We start from the raw sequence: 15,854 nt of genomic DNA on the forward strand, positions 1-15,854 counted from the left end.
CCTGCCCTCGGCGGTCACTTGGAAAGGAGAATTGAGAACCCGCTCGAACCCCCTTCATAGACGGGTGTGTCCGCCGCACCGCGCTCCGGTCCTCCCTCGTCATCCAGGACGGTGCCGGTTACCCGCGTGCCGCCAGGATCCGCTCGATCACGACCGCGACGCCGTCCTCGTTGTTGCCGGCGGTCCGACCGGAGGCCGCGGCGAACACGTCAGGGTGCGCGTTGCCCATCGCGTACGATCGGCCCGCCCAGGTCAGCATCTCGACGTCGTTCGGCATGTCCCCGAACGCGACGACCTCCTCGGGCGCGATCCCCCGCTCGGCACACGAGAGGGCGAGGGTGCTCGCCTTGGAGACCCCCGGCCCGCTGATCTCCAGCAGCGCGCTGGGGCTGGAGCGGGTGACGTTGGCCCGGTCGCCCAGGGCGAGCCTGGCCTGGGCGAGAAAGGCGTCCGGGTCCAGCCGGGGGTGGAAGGCGAGGATCTTCAGGACCGGCTCACCGGCCCCCGGGGCGTCCTTGGCCAGCAACTGCTCGGCCGGCGCGAGGGCGTCCGGCTTCTCCATGTGGAGCTTCGGATACGCCGGTTCCTGGTAGAAGCCGTACGTCTGCTCCACCGCGTACACGGTTCCGGGCGCCGCCTCGCGCACCAGCCGAACGGCGTCGAGCGCGTTCTCGCGGGCCAGTTCGCGCACCTTCACGAAGCGGTGGGTTCCGGGGCCGCCGTGCAGGTCGACCACGGCGGCACCGTTGCCGCAGATCGCCAGGCCGTGGCCGTGGACGTGTTCGGCGACCACGTCCATCCAGCGGGCCGGTCGGCCGGTGACGAAGAAGACCTCGATGCCCGCCTGCTCGGCGGCGGCCAGGGCGGCTACCGTCCGGGGGGACACCGACTTGTCGTCCCGCAGCAGGGTGCCGTCGAGGTCGGTGGCGATCAGCCGGGGCGGGAGGGCGGCGGCCGGGGTCTCGGGCTGTCTAGTCGCTGTGGTCACCGGGTCATTCTCCCGCACCTGTCCGCACAGCCGTATGGGGAGTGCGGACAGGTGTGTGACCACCCCCCCTCACCGGTGCCGCTGTGCCCCGTCGGCTCAGCGCAACTGGACGGGCGCCTCCATGGCGATCTGTTCGAAGATCTTCTGGTCCGCCGCGAAGTCGGAGTCCGGGATGGGCCAGTGGACCACGATGTCGGTGAAGCCCAGTTCCTGGTGCCTGCCCGCGAAATCGACGAAGGCGGCGAGGGATTCCAGCGGGCGATCACGGTCCGGGGTGAACCCGGTCAGCAGGATCTTGTCGACCTCGGTCACGTCCCGGCCGATCGCCACGCAGGCGTCGGTCAGTTTCTCGACCTGCCCGCGCAGAGCCTGGACCGACTGCTCGGGGGTGCCGTTCGCGTAGAGCTTCGGGTCGCCGGTGGTCACCCATGCCTGTCCGTACCGCGCGGCGAGCCTCAGCCCGCGCGGACCCGTGGCGGCCACCGCGAAGGGCAGCCGTGGCCGCTGAATACAGCCGGGGATGTCACGCGCCTCGTGCGCCGAGTAGAAGGTGCCGCGGTACGAGACCGAGTCCTCGGTGAGCAGTCGGTCGAGGAGCGGGACGAACTCACCGAAGCGGTCGGCACGTTCACGTGGGGTCCATGGCTCCTGGCCGAGCGCGGTGGCGTCGAAACCGGTGCCGCCCGAGCCGATGCCCAGGGTGATGCGTCCGTCGGAGATGTCATCGAGGGAGATCAGGTCTTTGGCGAGGGTCACCGGATGCCGGAAGTTCGGCGAGCTGACGAGAGTGCCGAGACGAATCCGATCGGTGACGGCCGCCGCGGCGGTCAGCGTCGGCACGGCACCGAACCACGGGCCGTCGCGGAAGGTGCGCCAGGACAGGTGGTCGTAGGTGAAGGCGGTGTGGAAGCCGAGTTGTTCCGCCCGTTGCCAGGCGTCGCGGCTCCCCTCGTTCCAGCGACGGTAGGGGAGGATCACGGTGCTCAGGCGCAGGCTCATGAGACCCAGGCTAGGCGGCGTCCGTGTTTCACGTGAAACACTCACCGGCCGTGTCCGCACGGCCACGAAGCGAGGGTCAGTGACCGGCGGGAAACCTTAGGTACCGGGGTGGTACGACGGCAATGAGCCACACGCCGTTCGCGCTGACCTGGAACACATGGCCGTCGCGGTGCATAGCCCCCGCGTCCACGGAGAGCACGACGGGACGGCCCCGGCGGGCACCGACGCGCGTCGCGGTCTCGCGGTCGGGCGACAGGTGTACGGCGTGGCGGTTCATGGGCCGCAGTCCTTCGGCCCGGATCGCGTCCAGGCTGCGGGCGGCCGTGCCGTGGTAGAGGTACGCCGGCGGAACCGCCGGGGGCAGTCCGAGGTCGACGTCGATGCTGTGACCCTGGCTGGCGCGGATCCGGGTGCCCTCGATCGCGAAGCGCTGCTTGTCGTTGGCGGCGACCACCTCGTCCAGTTCGTCCCGGGTGAACCGGAACCCGTGGGCGGCGCAGGCGGCGATCAGCGTGTCGATCTCGACCCAGCCGGCCGCGTCGGGAGTGAGCCCGATCCGCTCGGGCTGGTGGCGCAGATGTTTCGAGAGGTACTTCGACACCTTGACGGTGCGTCTTTCATCCATCCGACCAGGATGGCGGGAGAGACAGGGATCACGCATTTTCTTTTAGCGGTCGGGTTTCATCCACAACCAACTACAGTTATCCACAGCTGAGTTGGCTTTTCTGTGGACAACTACCCTTCGCTGCACAGCTTTTCCCCAAGGCCATTGCCGTCGGCGTGACTTGCCACAAGCGTGTTCAACCTTCTTGCACGCGCCTCTCGTTCGGCCGCCAGAGCGATGAACTCGGCTGCACGCTCCGGGCCAACCAACTCCTCGACCAACCGCATTGTCGCCTCGGATACTCGCACGGAACGTGACGCGGTAGCCGTCGTGGCGGATTCGACGACATCGAGATGGTTACTCAGCCGCCGTGTCGCCAACAGCCTCATGGCACGCGCCAGTTCGGCGTCCACGGTCTGCTGGGCGAGCGGGCGCAGGCGCCGTACGAGAGAGGCCGCCTCGGTCGTTTCGGCGTCCGTCGGAGGGTGCCGTCCGTCGAGGTAGCGGGCGAAGACGTGCTCGGTGGTGAACTCCAGGAAACGGGCGGCGATGTGCTCGACCTGCCCCCTCAACTCCCGTAGATGGCCAGAGATCGCGGAGAGCGGCACCCCGGCCTCGTACAACTCGGCTGCTACGGAGAGTTCTTGGGGGCTCGGCACGACAAAGGTGTCGTCGTCGCCCGGCACCGGCTCCAGCACACCGAGTTCGACGGCGTCGGCGACGGCCTCGTCGTGCGGGCCGCCGCCGAAGAGCTCGTCCAGCTCGGCGCGCGAGATCCGGGCGGCCTCCTCGTCGGTCCACGGCCCGTCGACCTCCGCGACCAGCCCGAGCACCCCGCCCAGTCCCCGGCCCGCGTCCCAGGCCTCCAGAAGCTCCTTGATGGAGGCCAAGGTGTAGCCACGGTCGAGGAGTTCGGCGATCCGGCGCAACCGGGCGAGATGGACGTCCCCGTACAGATTGGCCCGGCCGCGCCGCTCGGGGCGGGGGAGCAGACCGCGGTCCTGGTAGGCACGGATGGTGCGGACGGTGGCTCCGCTGCGATGGGCCAGGTCCTCAATGCGGTAGGCGGGTCCGCGGGCGCCGGGGGTTCCCCACGCCTCGCCGGGACCGCCCGTCCGGCGAGTGGTGTCCCGGCCCCCGGCGGCATCGGCCGCCTCCGTCCGGGCGCTCACGCGACCGCCCTCGGCGCCCCGGGTGACCGGCCCGGACACCGGCGCGGCGTCGCGGGCGCCCCCGCCGTCGTTCCGGCGGAGCGGCGGCGGGCACGCCGGGGGAGATCCGGGCCGCCGCAGCACCGGCGCGGCAGTCCGGGGGCAAGGGCTTCGGCGTCGGCCGGGTCCAAGCCCCCGGCTCGCGGCACCCGGTCACCGAGCACCGCCGTGAACAGCCCGGTCTCCGGACCGGCGGAGAGCCGGAAGCGCGACCGTTCCCGCTGCGGACCGCCGCGCCGCCGGTGCGTGGCGGAGAGCCGGAAGCGCGACCGTCCTCCCTCCAAACCGCCGCCCCGCCGGTTCACGGCGGACAGCCAAAGCGCGACCGCTCCCGCTCCGGACCGCCGCGCCGGCTCGCGTGATGACCCGGCACGTGCGCGTACGGCACGCCGAACCGGACTATCAGGCACCCGAACTCCGCGACCGGACAAGGCTGTTCGAGGCCACGAAGCAGCACCGGGACGCCCTCCGCGAAGGCTCGCCCGGACCGCCAGCGCTCCCCCGCCGACAGCCGCCGACGCGGCACGTCGATGACCTGGATGCCGGTCGGCTCGCCCAGTCTCCGGGGCCAGGGCCGGGGAGGGGACGTAGGCGACCAGGCGTCGGGTCCGCGGCGCATGACGCACCCGTGTCGGACCTCTCCGCCCGGCCGGGCGGTCGGCTCGCCCAGTCTTTGAGGCTGGGGCCGGGGCCAGGGCCGGGGCCGGGGCGGGGATGTAGGCGACCAGGCGTCGGGTCCGCGGCGTACGACGCACCCGTGTCGGACCTCTCCGCCCGGCCGGCCCGCCTGGTTCTGCGCCGGGCTCACAGCGGCGGGTCCAGTCGTGCGATACCCCGCAGCGCGCCCGGCGCGAAGCGAGCCAGGAAGCGGGCGCCGCGGGCCTCCGGGGTGACGGGGACGACGGCCTCGTCGCGTACGACCGCCCGCAGGATCGCGGCCGCGACCTTCTCCGGCGGATAGTTCCGCATCCCGTACAGACGCGCCGACTTCTTCTGGCGCCGCTTCTCCTCCTCGGCGTCGACCCCGGCGAAGTGCGCGGTGGAGGTGATGCCGGTGTTGACGATGCCCGGGCAGATCGCCGAGACGCCGATCCCCTGCCCGGCCAGCTCCGCGCGCAGACACTCGCTCAGCATCAGCACCGCCGCCTTGGAGGTGCTGTAGGCGGGCAGCGTCCTGGACGGCAGGAACGCCGCCGCCGACGCGGTGTTGACGATGTGGCCGCCCTGACCGCGCTCGGCCATCTGTTTCCCGAAGAGCCGGCAGCCGTGGATGACCCCCCACAGATTGACGTCCAGGACCTTCTTCCAGTCCTCCGGGGTGGTGTCGAAGAAGGAGCCGGCCAGGCCGATGCCCGCGTTGTTGACCAGGACGTCCACCACGCCGTACTCGGCGGCGACCTTCCCGGCGAGCTTCTCCATGGCCTGTTCGTCGGAGACGTCGGCCGTCTCCGCCCAGGCGTCGGCGGCGCCGGCCCGCCGGGCCAGCTCGGCGGTGCGGGCGGCGCTCTCCGCGTCCCGGTCGACGGCCACCACGCGCGCGCCGGCCTCGGCGAACGCCAGCGTCGTGGCCCGCCCGATGCCGCTGCCCGCGCCCGTCACCAGGACGAGCCGGCCGCCGAACCGCTCGGCGTACCTGCCTCTCGCCACGGGCACCGGCCGCCCGCTCTCGTGGGCGTCGACGAACTCCGTGATCCAGGAGGCCAGTTGGTCGGGGCGGGTGCGCGGGACCCAGTGCTTGGCCGGGAGCGTGCGGCGCACCAGCCCCGGTGCCCACTGCTCCAGTCCGTCGTAGAGCCGCTCCGACAGGAACGCGTCGCCCAGGGGCGTGACGAGCTGCACGGGCGCGTGCGCGCGGGCGTCGGGGCGGGGGTGGCGCAGCCTCGTCCGGACGTTGTCCCGGTAGAGCCAGGCGCCGTGCGCCGCGTCCGTGGGCAGCGAGGAGGTCGGGTAGTCGCCTGCGGGGACCTTCTCGACGCGCTCCAGGATTCTCGGCCAGCGTTTGCCGAGGGGCCCGCGCCAGGCCAGTTCGGGGAGCACGGGCGTGTGCAGCAGGTACACGTACCAGGACTTGGCGCCCTGGCCGAGGAGCTGGCCGACCCGGCGCGGGGTGGGGCGGGTCAGCCGCTGGTGGATCCAGTGCCCGAAGTGGTCGAGGGACGGTCCGGACATCGAGGTGAAGGAGGCGATCCGGCCTTCGGTGCGGGCGACGGTGACGAACTCCCAGGACTGCACCGAGCCCCAGTCGTGCCCCACCAGATGCACGGGCCGGTCCGGGCTGACCGCGTCGACGACCGCCAGGAAGTCGTCCGTCAGCTTCTCCAGGGTGAAGCCGCCGCGCAACGGCCGCGGTGCCGTGGACCGGCCGTGGCCCCGGACGTCGTAGAGGACGACGTGGAAGCGGCCGGCGAGGTGGGCGGCCACCTCGGACCAGACCTCCTTGCTGTCCGGGTAGCCGTGGACGAGGACGACCGTGGGGGACGCGGGGTCGCCCAGTTCGGCCACGCACAGCTCGACCCCGCCGGTCCGCACCCGGCGCTCCCGCGCGCCCGCCAAAGCCTGCGTCACTCGTCCTCCGCCCAGCGCCGCGTCCGCGGCAGATCGTCGTGGAGCCGTAGAGCCGTGGAGCCGTGGAGCCGGAAGGCGTCCTCTCTCCCGTTTCCTGGGCCGCAGGGGCGCGTCCCGGGTCTCCGCAACCTGACTGGCGAATGTGACAGTTGTCGCAGGCGGCGTCAATGGGCGGTTCGCGGCCTGTGGATAACTCTGCGTAGCTCTCAGGCACTGCATCCCCTACGGGCCCGTACGACTCCAGTCGGACTCAAGGACAGCTCTGCGGGTTGACGACGTCCGCGGTCCAGGTCACTACCGTCTAAGCCGTGACTGTGATCGCGACCGAAAGCCTGAGCAAGCGGTTCCCCCGGGTGACCGCGCTTGACCGGCTCTCCGTGGACGTCGGACCCGGTGTGACGGGGCTCGTCGGTGCCAACGGGGCCGGCAAGTCCACTCTGATCAAGATCCTGCTGGGTCTGTCCCCGGCGACGGAGGGCCGAGCCGAAGTGCTCGGCCTCGATGTCGCCACCAAGGGCGCCGACATCCGAGAACGGGTCGGCTACATGCCGGAGCACGACTGCCTGCCGCCCGACGTCTCGGCCACCGAGTTCGTCGTCCACATGGCGCGCATGTCCGGCCTCCCGCCGACCGCGGCCCGCGAGCGCACCGCGGACACGCTGCGCCACGTCGGTCTGTACGAGGAGCGCTACCGCCCGATCGGGGGTTACTCCACGGGCATGAAGCAGCGCGTCAAGCTCGCCCAAGCCCTCGTCCACGACCCGCAGCTGGTCTTCCTCGACGAGCCGACCAACGGCCTCGACCCGGTCGGCCGGGACGAGATGCTCGGCCTGATCCGCCGGATCCACACCGACTTCGGCATCTCGGTCCTGGTCACCTCGCACCTGCTCGGCGAACTGGAGCGCACCTGTGACCATGTGGTGGTCGTCGACGGCGGCAAGCTGCTGCGCTCCAGCTCCACCACCGACTTCACCCAGATCACGACCACCCTCGCGATCGAGGTGACCGACACCGACGACCACCCGGACGGCACCCGCGCGGTGCGCGACGCGCTGCACGCGCGCGGGGTGGACACCCACGACGGCAGCGGCCTGCCCGGCGCGGGCCACGTCCTGCTGCTCACCGCGAGCGGCGAGGAGACCTACGACCTGGTGCGGGACGTCATCGCCGACCTCGGCCTCGGTCTGGTGCGCATGGAACAGCGCAGACACCACATCTCGGAGGTCTTCACCGACAGCGACGCAGAGCGGAAGGAGGCGGTCGGCCATGGCAGTTGACCAGCCCCTGGCCCCCCGGCCGGGCGACCAGACACGCATCCACAACATCGGCTACCGCAACTACGACGGCCCGCGCCTCGGCCGCGCCTACGCCCGCCGCTCGCTCTACTCGCAGTCCCTGCGCGGTGCCTACGGCCTCGGCCGCTCGGTCAAGTCGAAGGTGCTGCCGATGCTGCTCTTCGTGGTCATGTGCGTGCCCGCGGCCATCATGGTCGCCGTCGCGGTCGCCACGAAGGCCAAGGACCTGCCCGTCGACTACACCCGCTACGCGATCATCATGCAGGCCGTCATCAGCCTCTACGTAGCCTCCCAGGCACCCCAGTCCGTCTCCCGGGACCTGCGCTTCAAGACCGTACCGCTCTACTTCTCGCGGCCCATCGAGACCGCCGACTACGTGCGCGCCAAGTACGCAGCCCTGGCCTCCGCGCTCTTCGTCCTGACGGCCGCCCCGCTGATCGTCCTCTACGTGGGCGCCCTGCTCGCCAAACTCGACTTCGCCGACCAGACCGAGGGCGTCGCCCAGGGACTCGTCTCCGTGACCCTCCTCTCCCTGCTCTTCGCCGGCATCGGCCTGGTCATCGCCTCGGTCACCCCGCGCCGCGGTTTCGGCATCGCCGCCGTCATCGCCGTACTGACCATCTCCTACGGCGCCGTCACCACCCTCCAGGCCATCGCCGAGAACCAGGACGCCACGAACGCGATCCCCTGGATCGGCCTCTTCTCGCCCGTCACCCTCATCGACGGGGTGCAGTCGGCCTTCCTGGGCGCGACGTCGGCGTTCCCCGGCGGCACCGGCCCCAGCCACGGGCAGGGCGTCGTCTACGTCCTCGCCGTCCTGGGTCTGATCGCCGCGACCTACGGCCTCCTGCTGCGCCGCTACCGGAAGGTGGGCCTGTGACCACGCTCTCCATCGACCACGTCTCCCGCTGGTTCGGCAACGTGGTCGCCGTCAACGACATCACCATGACCATCGGCCCGGGCGTCACCGGACTGCTCGGCCCCAACGGCGCCGGGAAGTCCACCCTCATCAACATGATGGGCGGCTTCCTGGCCCCCTCCACCGGCACCGTCACCCTCGACGGTCAGCAGGTGTGGCGCAACGAGCAGATCTACCGGCACATCGGCATCGTCCCCGAGCGCGAGGCGATGTACGACTTCCTCACCGGACGCGAATTCGTCGTCGCCAACGCCGAGTTGCACGGTCTGGGCGACAGGGCGGCGCAGAAGGCGCTCGCCACGGTCGAGATGGAGTACGCCCAGGACCGGAAGATCTCCACGTACTCCAAGGGCATGCGCCAGCGCGTGAAGATGGCCAGCGCCCTGGTGCACGACCCCTCCCTCCTGCTGCTGGACGAGCCGTTCAACGGCATGGACCCCCGCCAGCGCATGCAGCTCATGGACCTGCTGCGCCGCATGGGCGACGAGGGACGCACGGTGCTGTTCTCGTCCCACATCCTCGAAGAGGTCGAGCAGCTCGCCTGGCACATCGAGGTCGTCGTCGCGGGCCGGCACGCGGCCAGCGGTGACTTCCGCAAGATCCGCCGCCTGATGACGGACCGCCCGCACCGCTACCTGGTCCGCTCCAGCGACGACCGCGCCCTCGCGGCGGCGCTCATCGCCGACCCGTCCACGTCCGGCATCGAGGTCGACCTCGCCGAGGGCGCGCTGCGCGTCCAGGCCGTCGACTTCGGCCGGTTCACGGCGCTGCTGCCCCGGGTGGCCCGCGACCACGGCATCCGGCTGCTCACGGTCTCGCCGTCCGACGAGTCGCTCGAATCCGTCTTCTCGTATCTCGTCGCGGCGTAGGAGGCCAAGATGTACGACCCCACAGTCGCCCGACTCACCTACCGGGCCCTGCTCGGCCGGCGCCGGGCGCTCATCCTCGGCGCGCTGCCCTTCCTGCTGATCATGATCGCGGTGGTGGTGCGCGGCCTGGCCGGCGCCGACGACCAGACCGCGGTGGACGTCCTGGGAGGGCTCGGCCTCGCCACGATGGTGCCGATCATCGGCGTCATCGCCGGCACCGGAGCGATCGGACCGGAGATCGACGACGGCTCGGTGGTGTACCTGCTCTCCAAGCCGCTGAAGCGGCCCACGATCATCCTCACCAAGCTGATCGTGGCGATCGCGGTGACCATGGTGTTCTCCGCGGTCCCCACGCTCATCGCCGGGCTGATCCTGAACGGCAACGGCCAGCAGATCGCCGTCGCCTACACGGTGGCCGCCCTGGTCGCCTCCATCGCCTACGCGGCGCTCTTCCTGCTGCTGGGCACGGTCTCCCGGCACGCGGTGGTCTTCGGGCTCGTCTACGCCCTCGTCTGGGAGGCCCTGTTCGGGTCCCTGGTGCCCGGGGCGCGCACGCTGAGCGTCCAGCAGTGGTCGCTGGCCGTCGCCCACAAGGTGGCCAGCGGCGACCTGGTCACCTCCGACGTCGGCCTCACCACGGCGACGGTGCTGCTGGTCCTGGTCACCGTACTGGCCACCTGGTACGCGGGGCAGAAGCTGCGCACGCTGAAGCTCGCGGGCGAGGAATGACGGGTACCGATCTTGACGGGGGCTTCATCCCCGTCCAGGCACTCTGGGCGGGGGGACGGACGGCGGGGAGGACGGGGATGGCGGGCGAGACGCCGCACGACGGCCGAGGCCGGGCCGGGGACGGGACGCGGAGCGACACCTGGGACGCTGTCGTCCTCGACGAGAACTTCATACGGGACGCCGGTACGGCCGAGCCGTCCGCGCGGGCGAGGATGCTCGCCGCGCGCTGGCGTGCCGAGGAGCCCGAGCCGCAGCCCTGGCGCTCCGACGAGCCGCCCGCCGGATGGTTCTTCAGCAAGGCTAGGCGCCGCAGATGGCGGCGCCGTTAGCGCCGGACCCAGGCCCTAATTGAGTGGCGCCCAACTCGCCGTGCAGGCACAGTTGTTGTGTCGACGCCGGACGAGCCGGCGCCACTTACCGGGAGCGGAGCTGGGCGGAGTCCTTGCCGGACAGTACGTCCAACTCCCTTCAGGGCAGCCCGTGGTGGCCTCCGGAGTACTCAACTCTCCGTGGAGACCGCCCCAACGGGGGGCTGCCCGGGGCGGCCGCTTCGAGCACGCGACTCACTCTCGCGTGGGCCGCCCACCCGGAGGATTGGCCGAGTGGGAAGGCACCGGCTCGCGCTCCCCTCGTGGGGCGCGAGCCCGGTCGGGCCCGGAAGGCCCGCGCACGTTCGATCCGTGCATCCTCCGCCGGGAGCCGTGGGCTCAGCCCGGCAACAACCGTTCCAGTACCACCGCGATGCCGTCCTCGTCGTTCGAGGACGTCACCTCGTCCGCGACGGCCTTCAGCTCCTCGTGGGCGTTGGCCATCGCCACCCCGTGGGCCGCCCACGCCAACATCGCGAGGTCGTTGGGCATGTCACCGAAGGCGATCGTGGCGGCGGCCTTCACGCCCAGGCGGCGGGCCGCCAGCGAGAGACCGGTCGCCTTCGACAGCCCGAGGGGCAGCAGCTCGACGATGCCCTCGCCCGCCATCGCCACCGAGACGAAGCCGCCCGCGGCCAGCCGGGCCGCCTCGGCGAGTTCGTCGTCCGTGAGCGTCGGATGCTGGATGTAGATCTTGTTCAGCGGCGCGGCCCACAGCTCGGAGACGTCCTTGAGCGGGGCCGAGGGCAGGGTGCCCGTGACCGCGTAGCCGTCGCCGACCAGGACCTCGCCGTCCAGCCCGTCCCGGCTCGCCGCCAGGAAGAGTGGGCCGACCTCCGCCTCGATCTTGGCCAGCGCGACCCCCGCCAACTGGCGGTCGAGGGTCACGGACGTCAGCAGCCGGTGCTCCGCGGCGTCGTAGACCTGGGCGCCCTGGCCGCAGACGGCGAGGCCGCGGTAGCCGAGGTCGTCGAGGACGTGCCGGGTCCAGGGGACCGCGCGGCCGGTGACGACGAGGTGCGCCGCCCCCGCCGCGGTGGCCGCGGCGAGAGCGTCACGGGTGCGTGCCGAGACCGACCCGTCGGAGCGCAGCAGCGTCCCGTCGAGGTCGGTGGCGACGAGCCGGTAGGGGAAGCTCTCGTCGGTCGGTGCGGTGCTCACCCGGCCACCGGCTCCAGGACCTCCCGGCCGCCCAGGTACGGGCGCAGCACCTCGGGCACCCGCACGGAGCCGTCGGCCAGCTGGTGGTTCTCCAGGATCGCCACGATCGTGCGCGGTACGGCGCAGAGCGTGCCGTTCAGCGTCGCCAGCGGCTGCACCTTCTTGCCGTCACGCATCCGTACCGACAGCCGGCGGGCCTGGAAGCTGTCGCAGTTGGAGGCCGACGTCAGCTCGCGGTACTTGCCCTGGGTGGGGATCCACGCCTCGCAGTCGAACTTGCGGGACGCCGACGCGCCCAGGTCGCCCGAGGCCACGTCGATGACCTGGAAGGGCAGTCCGAGCGCGGTCAGCCACTGCTTCTCCCAGCCCAGGAGCCGCTGGTGCTCGTTCTCGGCGTCCTCGGGGAGGACGTAGGAGAACATCTCGACCTTGTCGAACTGGTGCACGCGGAAGATGCCGCGGGTGTCCTTGCCGTAGGTGCCGGCCTCGCGGCGGAAGCACGGCGAGAAGCCCGCGTAGCGCAGCGGCAGCTTGTCGGCGTCGAGGATCTCGTCCATGTGGTAGGCCGCGAGCGGGACCTCGGAGGTGCCGACCAGGTAGTAGTCGTCCTTCTCCAGGTGGTACACGTTCTCCGCGGCCTGGCCGAGGAAGCCGGTGCCCTCCATGGCGCGCGGGCGGACCAGCGCGGGCGTCAGCATCGGGACGAAGCCGGCCTCGGTCGCCTGGGCGATCGCCGCGTTGACGAGGGCCAGTTCCAGCAGGGCGCCGACGCCGGTGAGGTAGTAGAAGCGCGAGCCGGAGACCTTCGCGCCGCGCTCGACGTCGATGGCGCCCAGCGCCTCGCCGATCTCCAGGTGGTCCTTGGGCTCGAAGCCCTCGGCCGCGAAGTCGCGGATCGTGCCGTGCGTCTCCAGGACGACGAAGTCCTCCTCGCCGCCTACGGGGACGTCGGGGTGGACGAGGTTGCCGAGCCGGAGCGCGAGGCGCTTGGTCTCCTCGTCCGCCTCGTGCTGCTCGGCGTCGGCCGTCTTGACGTCGGCGGCGAGCCGGCCCGCCTGCGCGAGCAGCTCGGCCTTCTCGTCCCCGGAGGCCCTGGGGATGAGCTTGCCGAGCGCCTTCTGCTCGGCGCGCAGTTCGTCGAAGCGGAGGCCGGAGGACCTGCGCCGCTCGTCGGCGGAGAGGAGGGAGTCGACGAGCGCGACGTCCTCTCCACGGGCGCGCTGGGAGGCGCGCGCACGGTCGGGGTCCTCACGGAGCAGGCGAAGGTCAATCACGCGGACCAGGCTACCGGTGTGCGGTTCCGCCTCACGACTCAGTATTCCGAAGTACGGCCGGGGTGCGGCTTACGTGCCGTGATGAGGTACATGCGAGGTATGTCAATAAAAGGAGCGGCGCTCCCTGGATCGAAGCAGGCGCGCGGCGGCTCGTTGACCTGATTTCCTTGTGCGGAACGGGATTTGGGGGTGGCGTTGTCCACAGGAATCCGCCTCCCGGGAAAGTTATCCACAGGCTGTGCGAAAGATCTGTGGATGCCGGAGGTGATCATTCCAAAAGGGCCGTCCGGATCCGGAAATGCCCGCCCGAAACCTCCCCCGTACTCACTTTCGGGTGGATATGTATCGCTCCAGAGGGTGGAGCCCAGGAAACAGGTGGACGAAGGGTGACCCGCGGACCGATGGACGGGGGCGGGCTCTGTGCGGCGATATGTCGACTGCTCGGCTTGCCGTTGTCGACTTGTCCCCAGGTCGAGATCGCGCCCTGTGGATAACTTCTGTGGATAACGTGAATCAGCAGGTGCGGCCAGCCGCGTCGCCACCTACGGCCCCTCAGAAACGCCCGTCCTGGCAGTGCGCGACCCAGTCGGCCGCCGCCATGAACTCCTCGTCCGAGGTGCCCGGGAACGCCGGCCGCACCCCGTCGACGCCCACGTCCGCGCGCGGATACGAGCCGAGGAAGCGGACCTGAAGACTGACCCGCTTCAGCCCCATCAGCGCCTCGGCGACCCGGCGGTCGGAGATGTGTCCCTCGGCATCGACGCAGAAGCAGTAGTTGCCGATACCGGCGCCGGTCGGCCGGGACTGGAGCAGCATGAGGTTGATGCCACGGGTGGCGAACTCGTCCAGTAGATCGCGCAGACCGCCCGGGTGGTCGTCGCGCTGCCAGATCACGACGGAGGTCTTGTCCGCTCCGCTCGGGGCCGCCGGGCGCGCGGGCCGGCCCACCAGGACGAAGCGGGTCTGCGCGTTCTCCGCGTCGTGGATCCCGGTCTCCAGGGCTTCGAGACCGTAGCGGGCCGCGGCGAACTCACCGGCGAAGGCGGCGTCGTAGCGGCCCTCCTGGACCAGGCGGGCGGCGTCCGCGTTCGAGCCGGCCGACTCCCACAGGGCCTCCGGGAGGTTGGCCCGGAGCCAGTTGCGGACCTGGGGCTGCGCGGCCGGGTGGGCGGAGACGGTCTTGATGTCGGAGATCGCCGTGCCGGGCCTGGCCAGCAGCGCGAAGGTGATGGAGAGCAGGACCTCGCGGTAGATCATCAGCGGTGCGCCGGCGACCAGTTCGTCGAGGGTGGTGGTGATGCCGCCCTCGACGGAGTTCTCGATCGGCACGAACGCGGCCTCGGCCTCACCGGTGCGCACCGCGTCGAGCGCGGACTGCACGGACACGTACGGGACCAGTTCCCGGGTGGCCGCCTCGGGAAGCGTGCGCAGGGCGACCTCCGTGAAGGTGCCCTCGGGGCCGAGATAGGCGTAACTGGCTGGCATGACCTCACCCTAATGGCCCTGGCCCGGCACGGCGCTGGGCCAGGGCCCCGCGCTCCGCCGCCGACGGAGCGACGGCGCGCGCGGGCTCACGCCTCCAGCAGTCGCTGCCCCACGTACTCGCCCCGCGCCGCCCCGCCCGGCACCGCGAACAGACCGCTCGCCTCGTGGCGGACGTACGTCGACAGTGCGTCGCCGCGGTCGAGCTTGCGCTGGACGGTGACGAAGCCGCGCAGGGGGTCCGCCTGCCAGCAGACGAAGAGGAGCCCGGCGTCGGGCGTGCCGTCGGCGGCGATGCCGTCGTGGTAGGAGAAGGGGCGCCGCAGCATCGCCGCGCCGCCGTTCTGGTCGGGGCGGGCGATCCGGGCGTGCGCGTTGACGGGGACGACGAGGGCACCGCTCCTGTCGGTCTTCTCCAGGTCCATCGCGGTCGTCTCGGTGCCTCCGGTCAGGGGCGCCCCGTCGGACTTGCGGCGCCCGATGACGTTCTCCTGGGCGGTGACCGAGAGCTTCTCCCAGTCGTCGAGGAGCATGCGGATACGGCGTACGACGGCGTAGGAGCCGTTCGCCATCCAGGCGGGGTCGGTGGAGCCGGACGCCGGGACGAAGATCCGTCGGTCGAAGTCGGACTCGGCCGGCCTGGGGTTGCGGGTGCCGTCGAGCTGGCCCATCAGGTTGCGGGTGGTGAGCGGGCGGGAGGTGGCGCCCGGTGACCGGTTGAAGCCGTTCATCTGCCAGCGGACGCGGGCCGCGCTGCCCGCGTCTTTCTGGACGGCGCGCAGGGCGTGGAAGGCGACCAGGGCGTCGTCGGCGCCGATCTGCACCCACAGGTCGCCGTTGCTGCGGTTCTTGTCGAGGTGGTCGGAGGAGAAGTCGGGGAGCGGGTCGAGGGAGACCGGGCGCTGCTTCTCCAGTCCGGTACGGGCGAAGAAGCTGTGGCCGAAGCCGAAGGTGACGGTCAGGGACGAGGGGCCCGCGTCCCGGGCGACGTCCGTGTCGTCGTGCGCCGTCGTCTCGCCGGCCATCAGCCGCTGGGCCGTCGCCGACCAGCGGCGCAGCAGCGCGGCGGCCTCCGTGCGCCCGGCGCCCGGCGCCAGGTCGAAGGCGACGAGGTGGCCGCGGGCTGGAAGCCGCTCGGTGATGCCGGGCTGATGTTTCCCGTGAAACATTGCCATGTCCGCGCCCAGCGAGCTGAGCGGTGTGGCCTCCGCCGGAGCGGCGGCGTACCCGGCGGCGGCGCCGGCCGCGCCGAGCACGAGCCCGGTGGCACCGGCGGTGCCGAGCAGGCGCCGACGGGACATGCCCTCCCCGGGGGAGGCGTTCGTGGAAACGGCCTCCCCGGGAAGCGGCTCAGTGGTGCGGGCCTCGGGAATGGACTGGTCGGGCATGA

14 protein-coding genes and 1 tRNA gene are annotated in these 15,854 nt (G+C 71.4%); 6 read left to right on the forward strand and 9 right to left on the reverse strand.

What is annotated here, in order from left to right; genetic code table 11:
* Positions 1-118: 118 nt before the first annotated feature.
* From ABZT12_RS03115 to ABZT12_RS03135, 5 genes are all read right to left on the reverse strand, one after another.
* Complete coding sequence (locus ABZT12_RS03115) at positions 119-988, reverse strand: Cof-type HAD-IIB family hydrolase (RefSeq protein ID WP_356376296.1); 870 nt, start codon at positions 986-988, stop codon at positions 119-121.
* Positions 989-1,084: 96 nt separating this feature from the next.
* Entirely contained in the window at positions 1,085-1,987 is a 903-nt protein-coding gene (locus tag ABZT12_RS03120; RefSeq protein ID WP_356376299.1) for an LLM class flavin-dependent oxidoreductase, read from the reverse strand.
* 76 nt (positions 1,988-2,063) lie between these two features.
* Complete coding sequence (locus tag ABZT12_RS03125; RefSeq protein WP_356376302.1) at positions 2,064-2,612, reverse strand: RNA 2'-phosphotransferase; 549 nt, start codon at positions 2,610-2,612, stop codon at positions 2,064-2,066.
* 110 nt (positions 2,613-2,722) lie between these two features.
* Complete coding sequence (locus ABZT12_RS03130; protein WP_356376709.1) at positions 2,723-3,649, reverse strand: MerR family transcriptional regulator; 927 nt, start codon at positions 3,647-3,649, stop codon at positions 2,723-2,725.
* 957 nt (positions 3,650-4,606) lie between these two features.
* Positions 4,607-6,367: an SDR family oxidoreductase gene (locus ABZT12_RS03135; protein ID WP_356376305.1), complete on the reverse strand. Its 1,761-nt coding sequence runs from the start codon at positions 6,365-6,367 to the stop codon at positions 4,607-4,609.
* A 314-nt stretch (positions 6,368-6,681) separates the two neighbouring features.
* Between ABZT12_RS03135 and ABZT12_RS03140 the strand changes: the two genes are divergently transcribed.
* The 6 genes from ABZT12_RS03140 to ABZT12_RS03165 all read left to right on the forward strand — a co-directional run bounded on the left by ABZT12_RS03140 (position 6,682) and on the right by ABZT12_RS03165 (position 10,871).
* A complete protein-coding gene (locus ABZT12_RS03140; RefSeq protein WP_356376712.1) occupies positions 6,682-7,644 on the forward strand; it encodes an ABC transporter ATP-binding protein in 963 nt (320 codons plus the stop codon).
* On the forward strand, positions 7,634-8,542 hold the full coding sequence (locus ABZT12_RS03145; RefSeq protein ID WP_356376308.1) for an ABC transporter permease: 909 nt from the start codon (positions 7,634-7,636) through the stop codon (positions 8,540-8,542). Before ABZT12_RS03140 ends, ABZT12_RS03145 begins: the two co-directional genes overlap by 11 nt.
* Complete coding sequence (locus ABZT12_RS03150; protein WP_356376311.1) at positions 8,539-9,450, forward strand: ABC transporter ATP-binding protein; 912 nt, start codon at positions 8,539-8,541, stop codon at positions 9,448-9,450. The genes ABZT12_RS03145 and ABZT12_RS03150 overlap by 4 nt, the downstream gene beginning before the upstream one ends.
* Before the next feature lie 9 nt (positions 9,451-9,459).
* Positions 9,460-10,179: an ABC transporter permease gene (locus ABZT12_RS03155; protein WP_356376314.1), complete on the forward strand. Its 720-nt coding sequence runs from the start codon at positions 9,460-9,462 to the stop codon at positions 10,177-10,179.
* 77 nt (positions 10,180-10,256) lie between these two features.
* On the forward strand, positions 10,257-10,508 hold the full coding sequence (locus ABZT12_RS03160) for a hypothetical protein (RefSeq protein WP_356376317.1): 252 nt from the start codon (positions 10,257-10,259) through the stop codon (positions 10,506-10,508).
* Positions 10,509-10,767: 259 nt separating this feature from the next.
* Positions 10,768-10,871, forward strand: a tRNA-OTHER gene (locus ABZT12_RS03165).
* A 15-nt stretch (positions 10,872-10,886) separates the two neighbouring features.
* Here the strand turns inward: ABZT12_RS03165 and ABZT12_RS03170 are convergent.
* The 4 genes from ABZT12_RS03170 to efeB all read right to left on the reverse strand — a co-directional run bounded on the left by ABZT12_RS03170 (position 10,887) and on the right by efeB (position 15,852).
* Entirely contained in the window at positions 10,887-11,708 is an 822-nt protein-coding gene (locus ABZT12_RS03170; RefSeq protein ID WP_356376320.1) for an HAD-IIB family hydrolase, read from the reverse strand.
* Positions 11,705-12,982, reverse strand: coding sequence for a serine--tRNA ligase (gene serS, locus ABZT12_RS03175; RefSeq protein ID WP_356376324.1), 1,278 nt, complete (start codon positions 12,980-12,982; stop codon positions 11,705-11,707). Before serS ends, ABZT12_RS03170 begins: the two co-directional genes overlap by 4 nt.
* Positions 12,983-13,534: 552 nt before the next feature.
* On the reverse strand, positions 13,535-14,467 hold the full coding sequence (pheA, locus tag ABZT12_RS03180; RefSeq protein ID WP_356376327.1) for a prephenate dehydratase: 933 nt from the start codon (positions 14,465-14,467) through the stop codon (positions 13,535-13,537).
* Positions 14,468-14,553: 86 nt separating this feature from the next.
* Entirely contained in the window at positions 14,554-15,852 is a 1,299-nt protein-coding gene (efeB, locus tag ABZT12_RS03185; RefSeq protein ID WP_356376330.1) for an iron uptake transporter deferrochelatase/peroxidase subunit, read from the reverse strand.
* Positions 15,853-15,854: the final 2 nt, after the last annotated feature.

Origin of the sequence: Streptomyces sp. NPDC005423 (assembly GCF_040606415.1) — a bacterium.
Classification (GTDB): domain Bacteria; phylum Actinomycetota; class Actinomycetes; order Streptomycetales; family Streptomycetaceae; genus Streptomyces.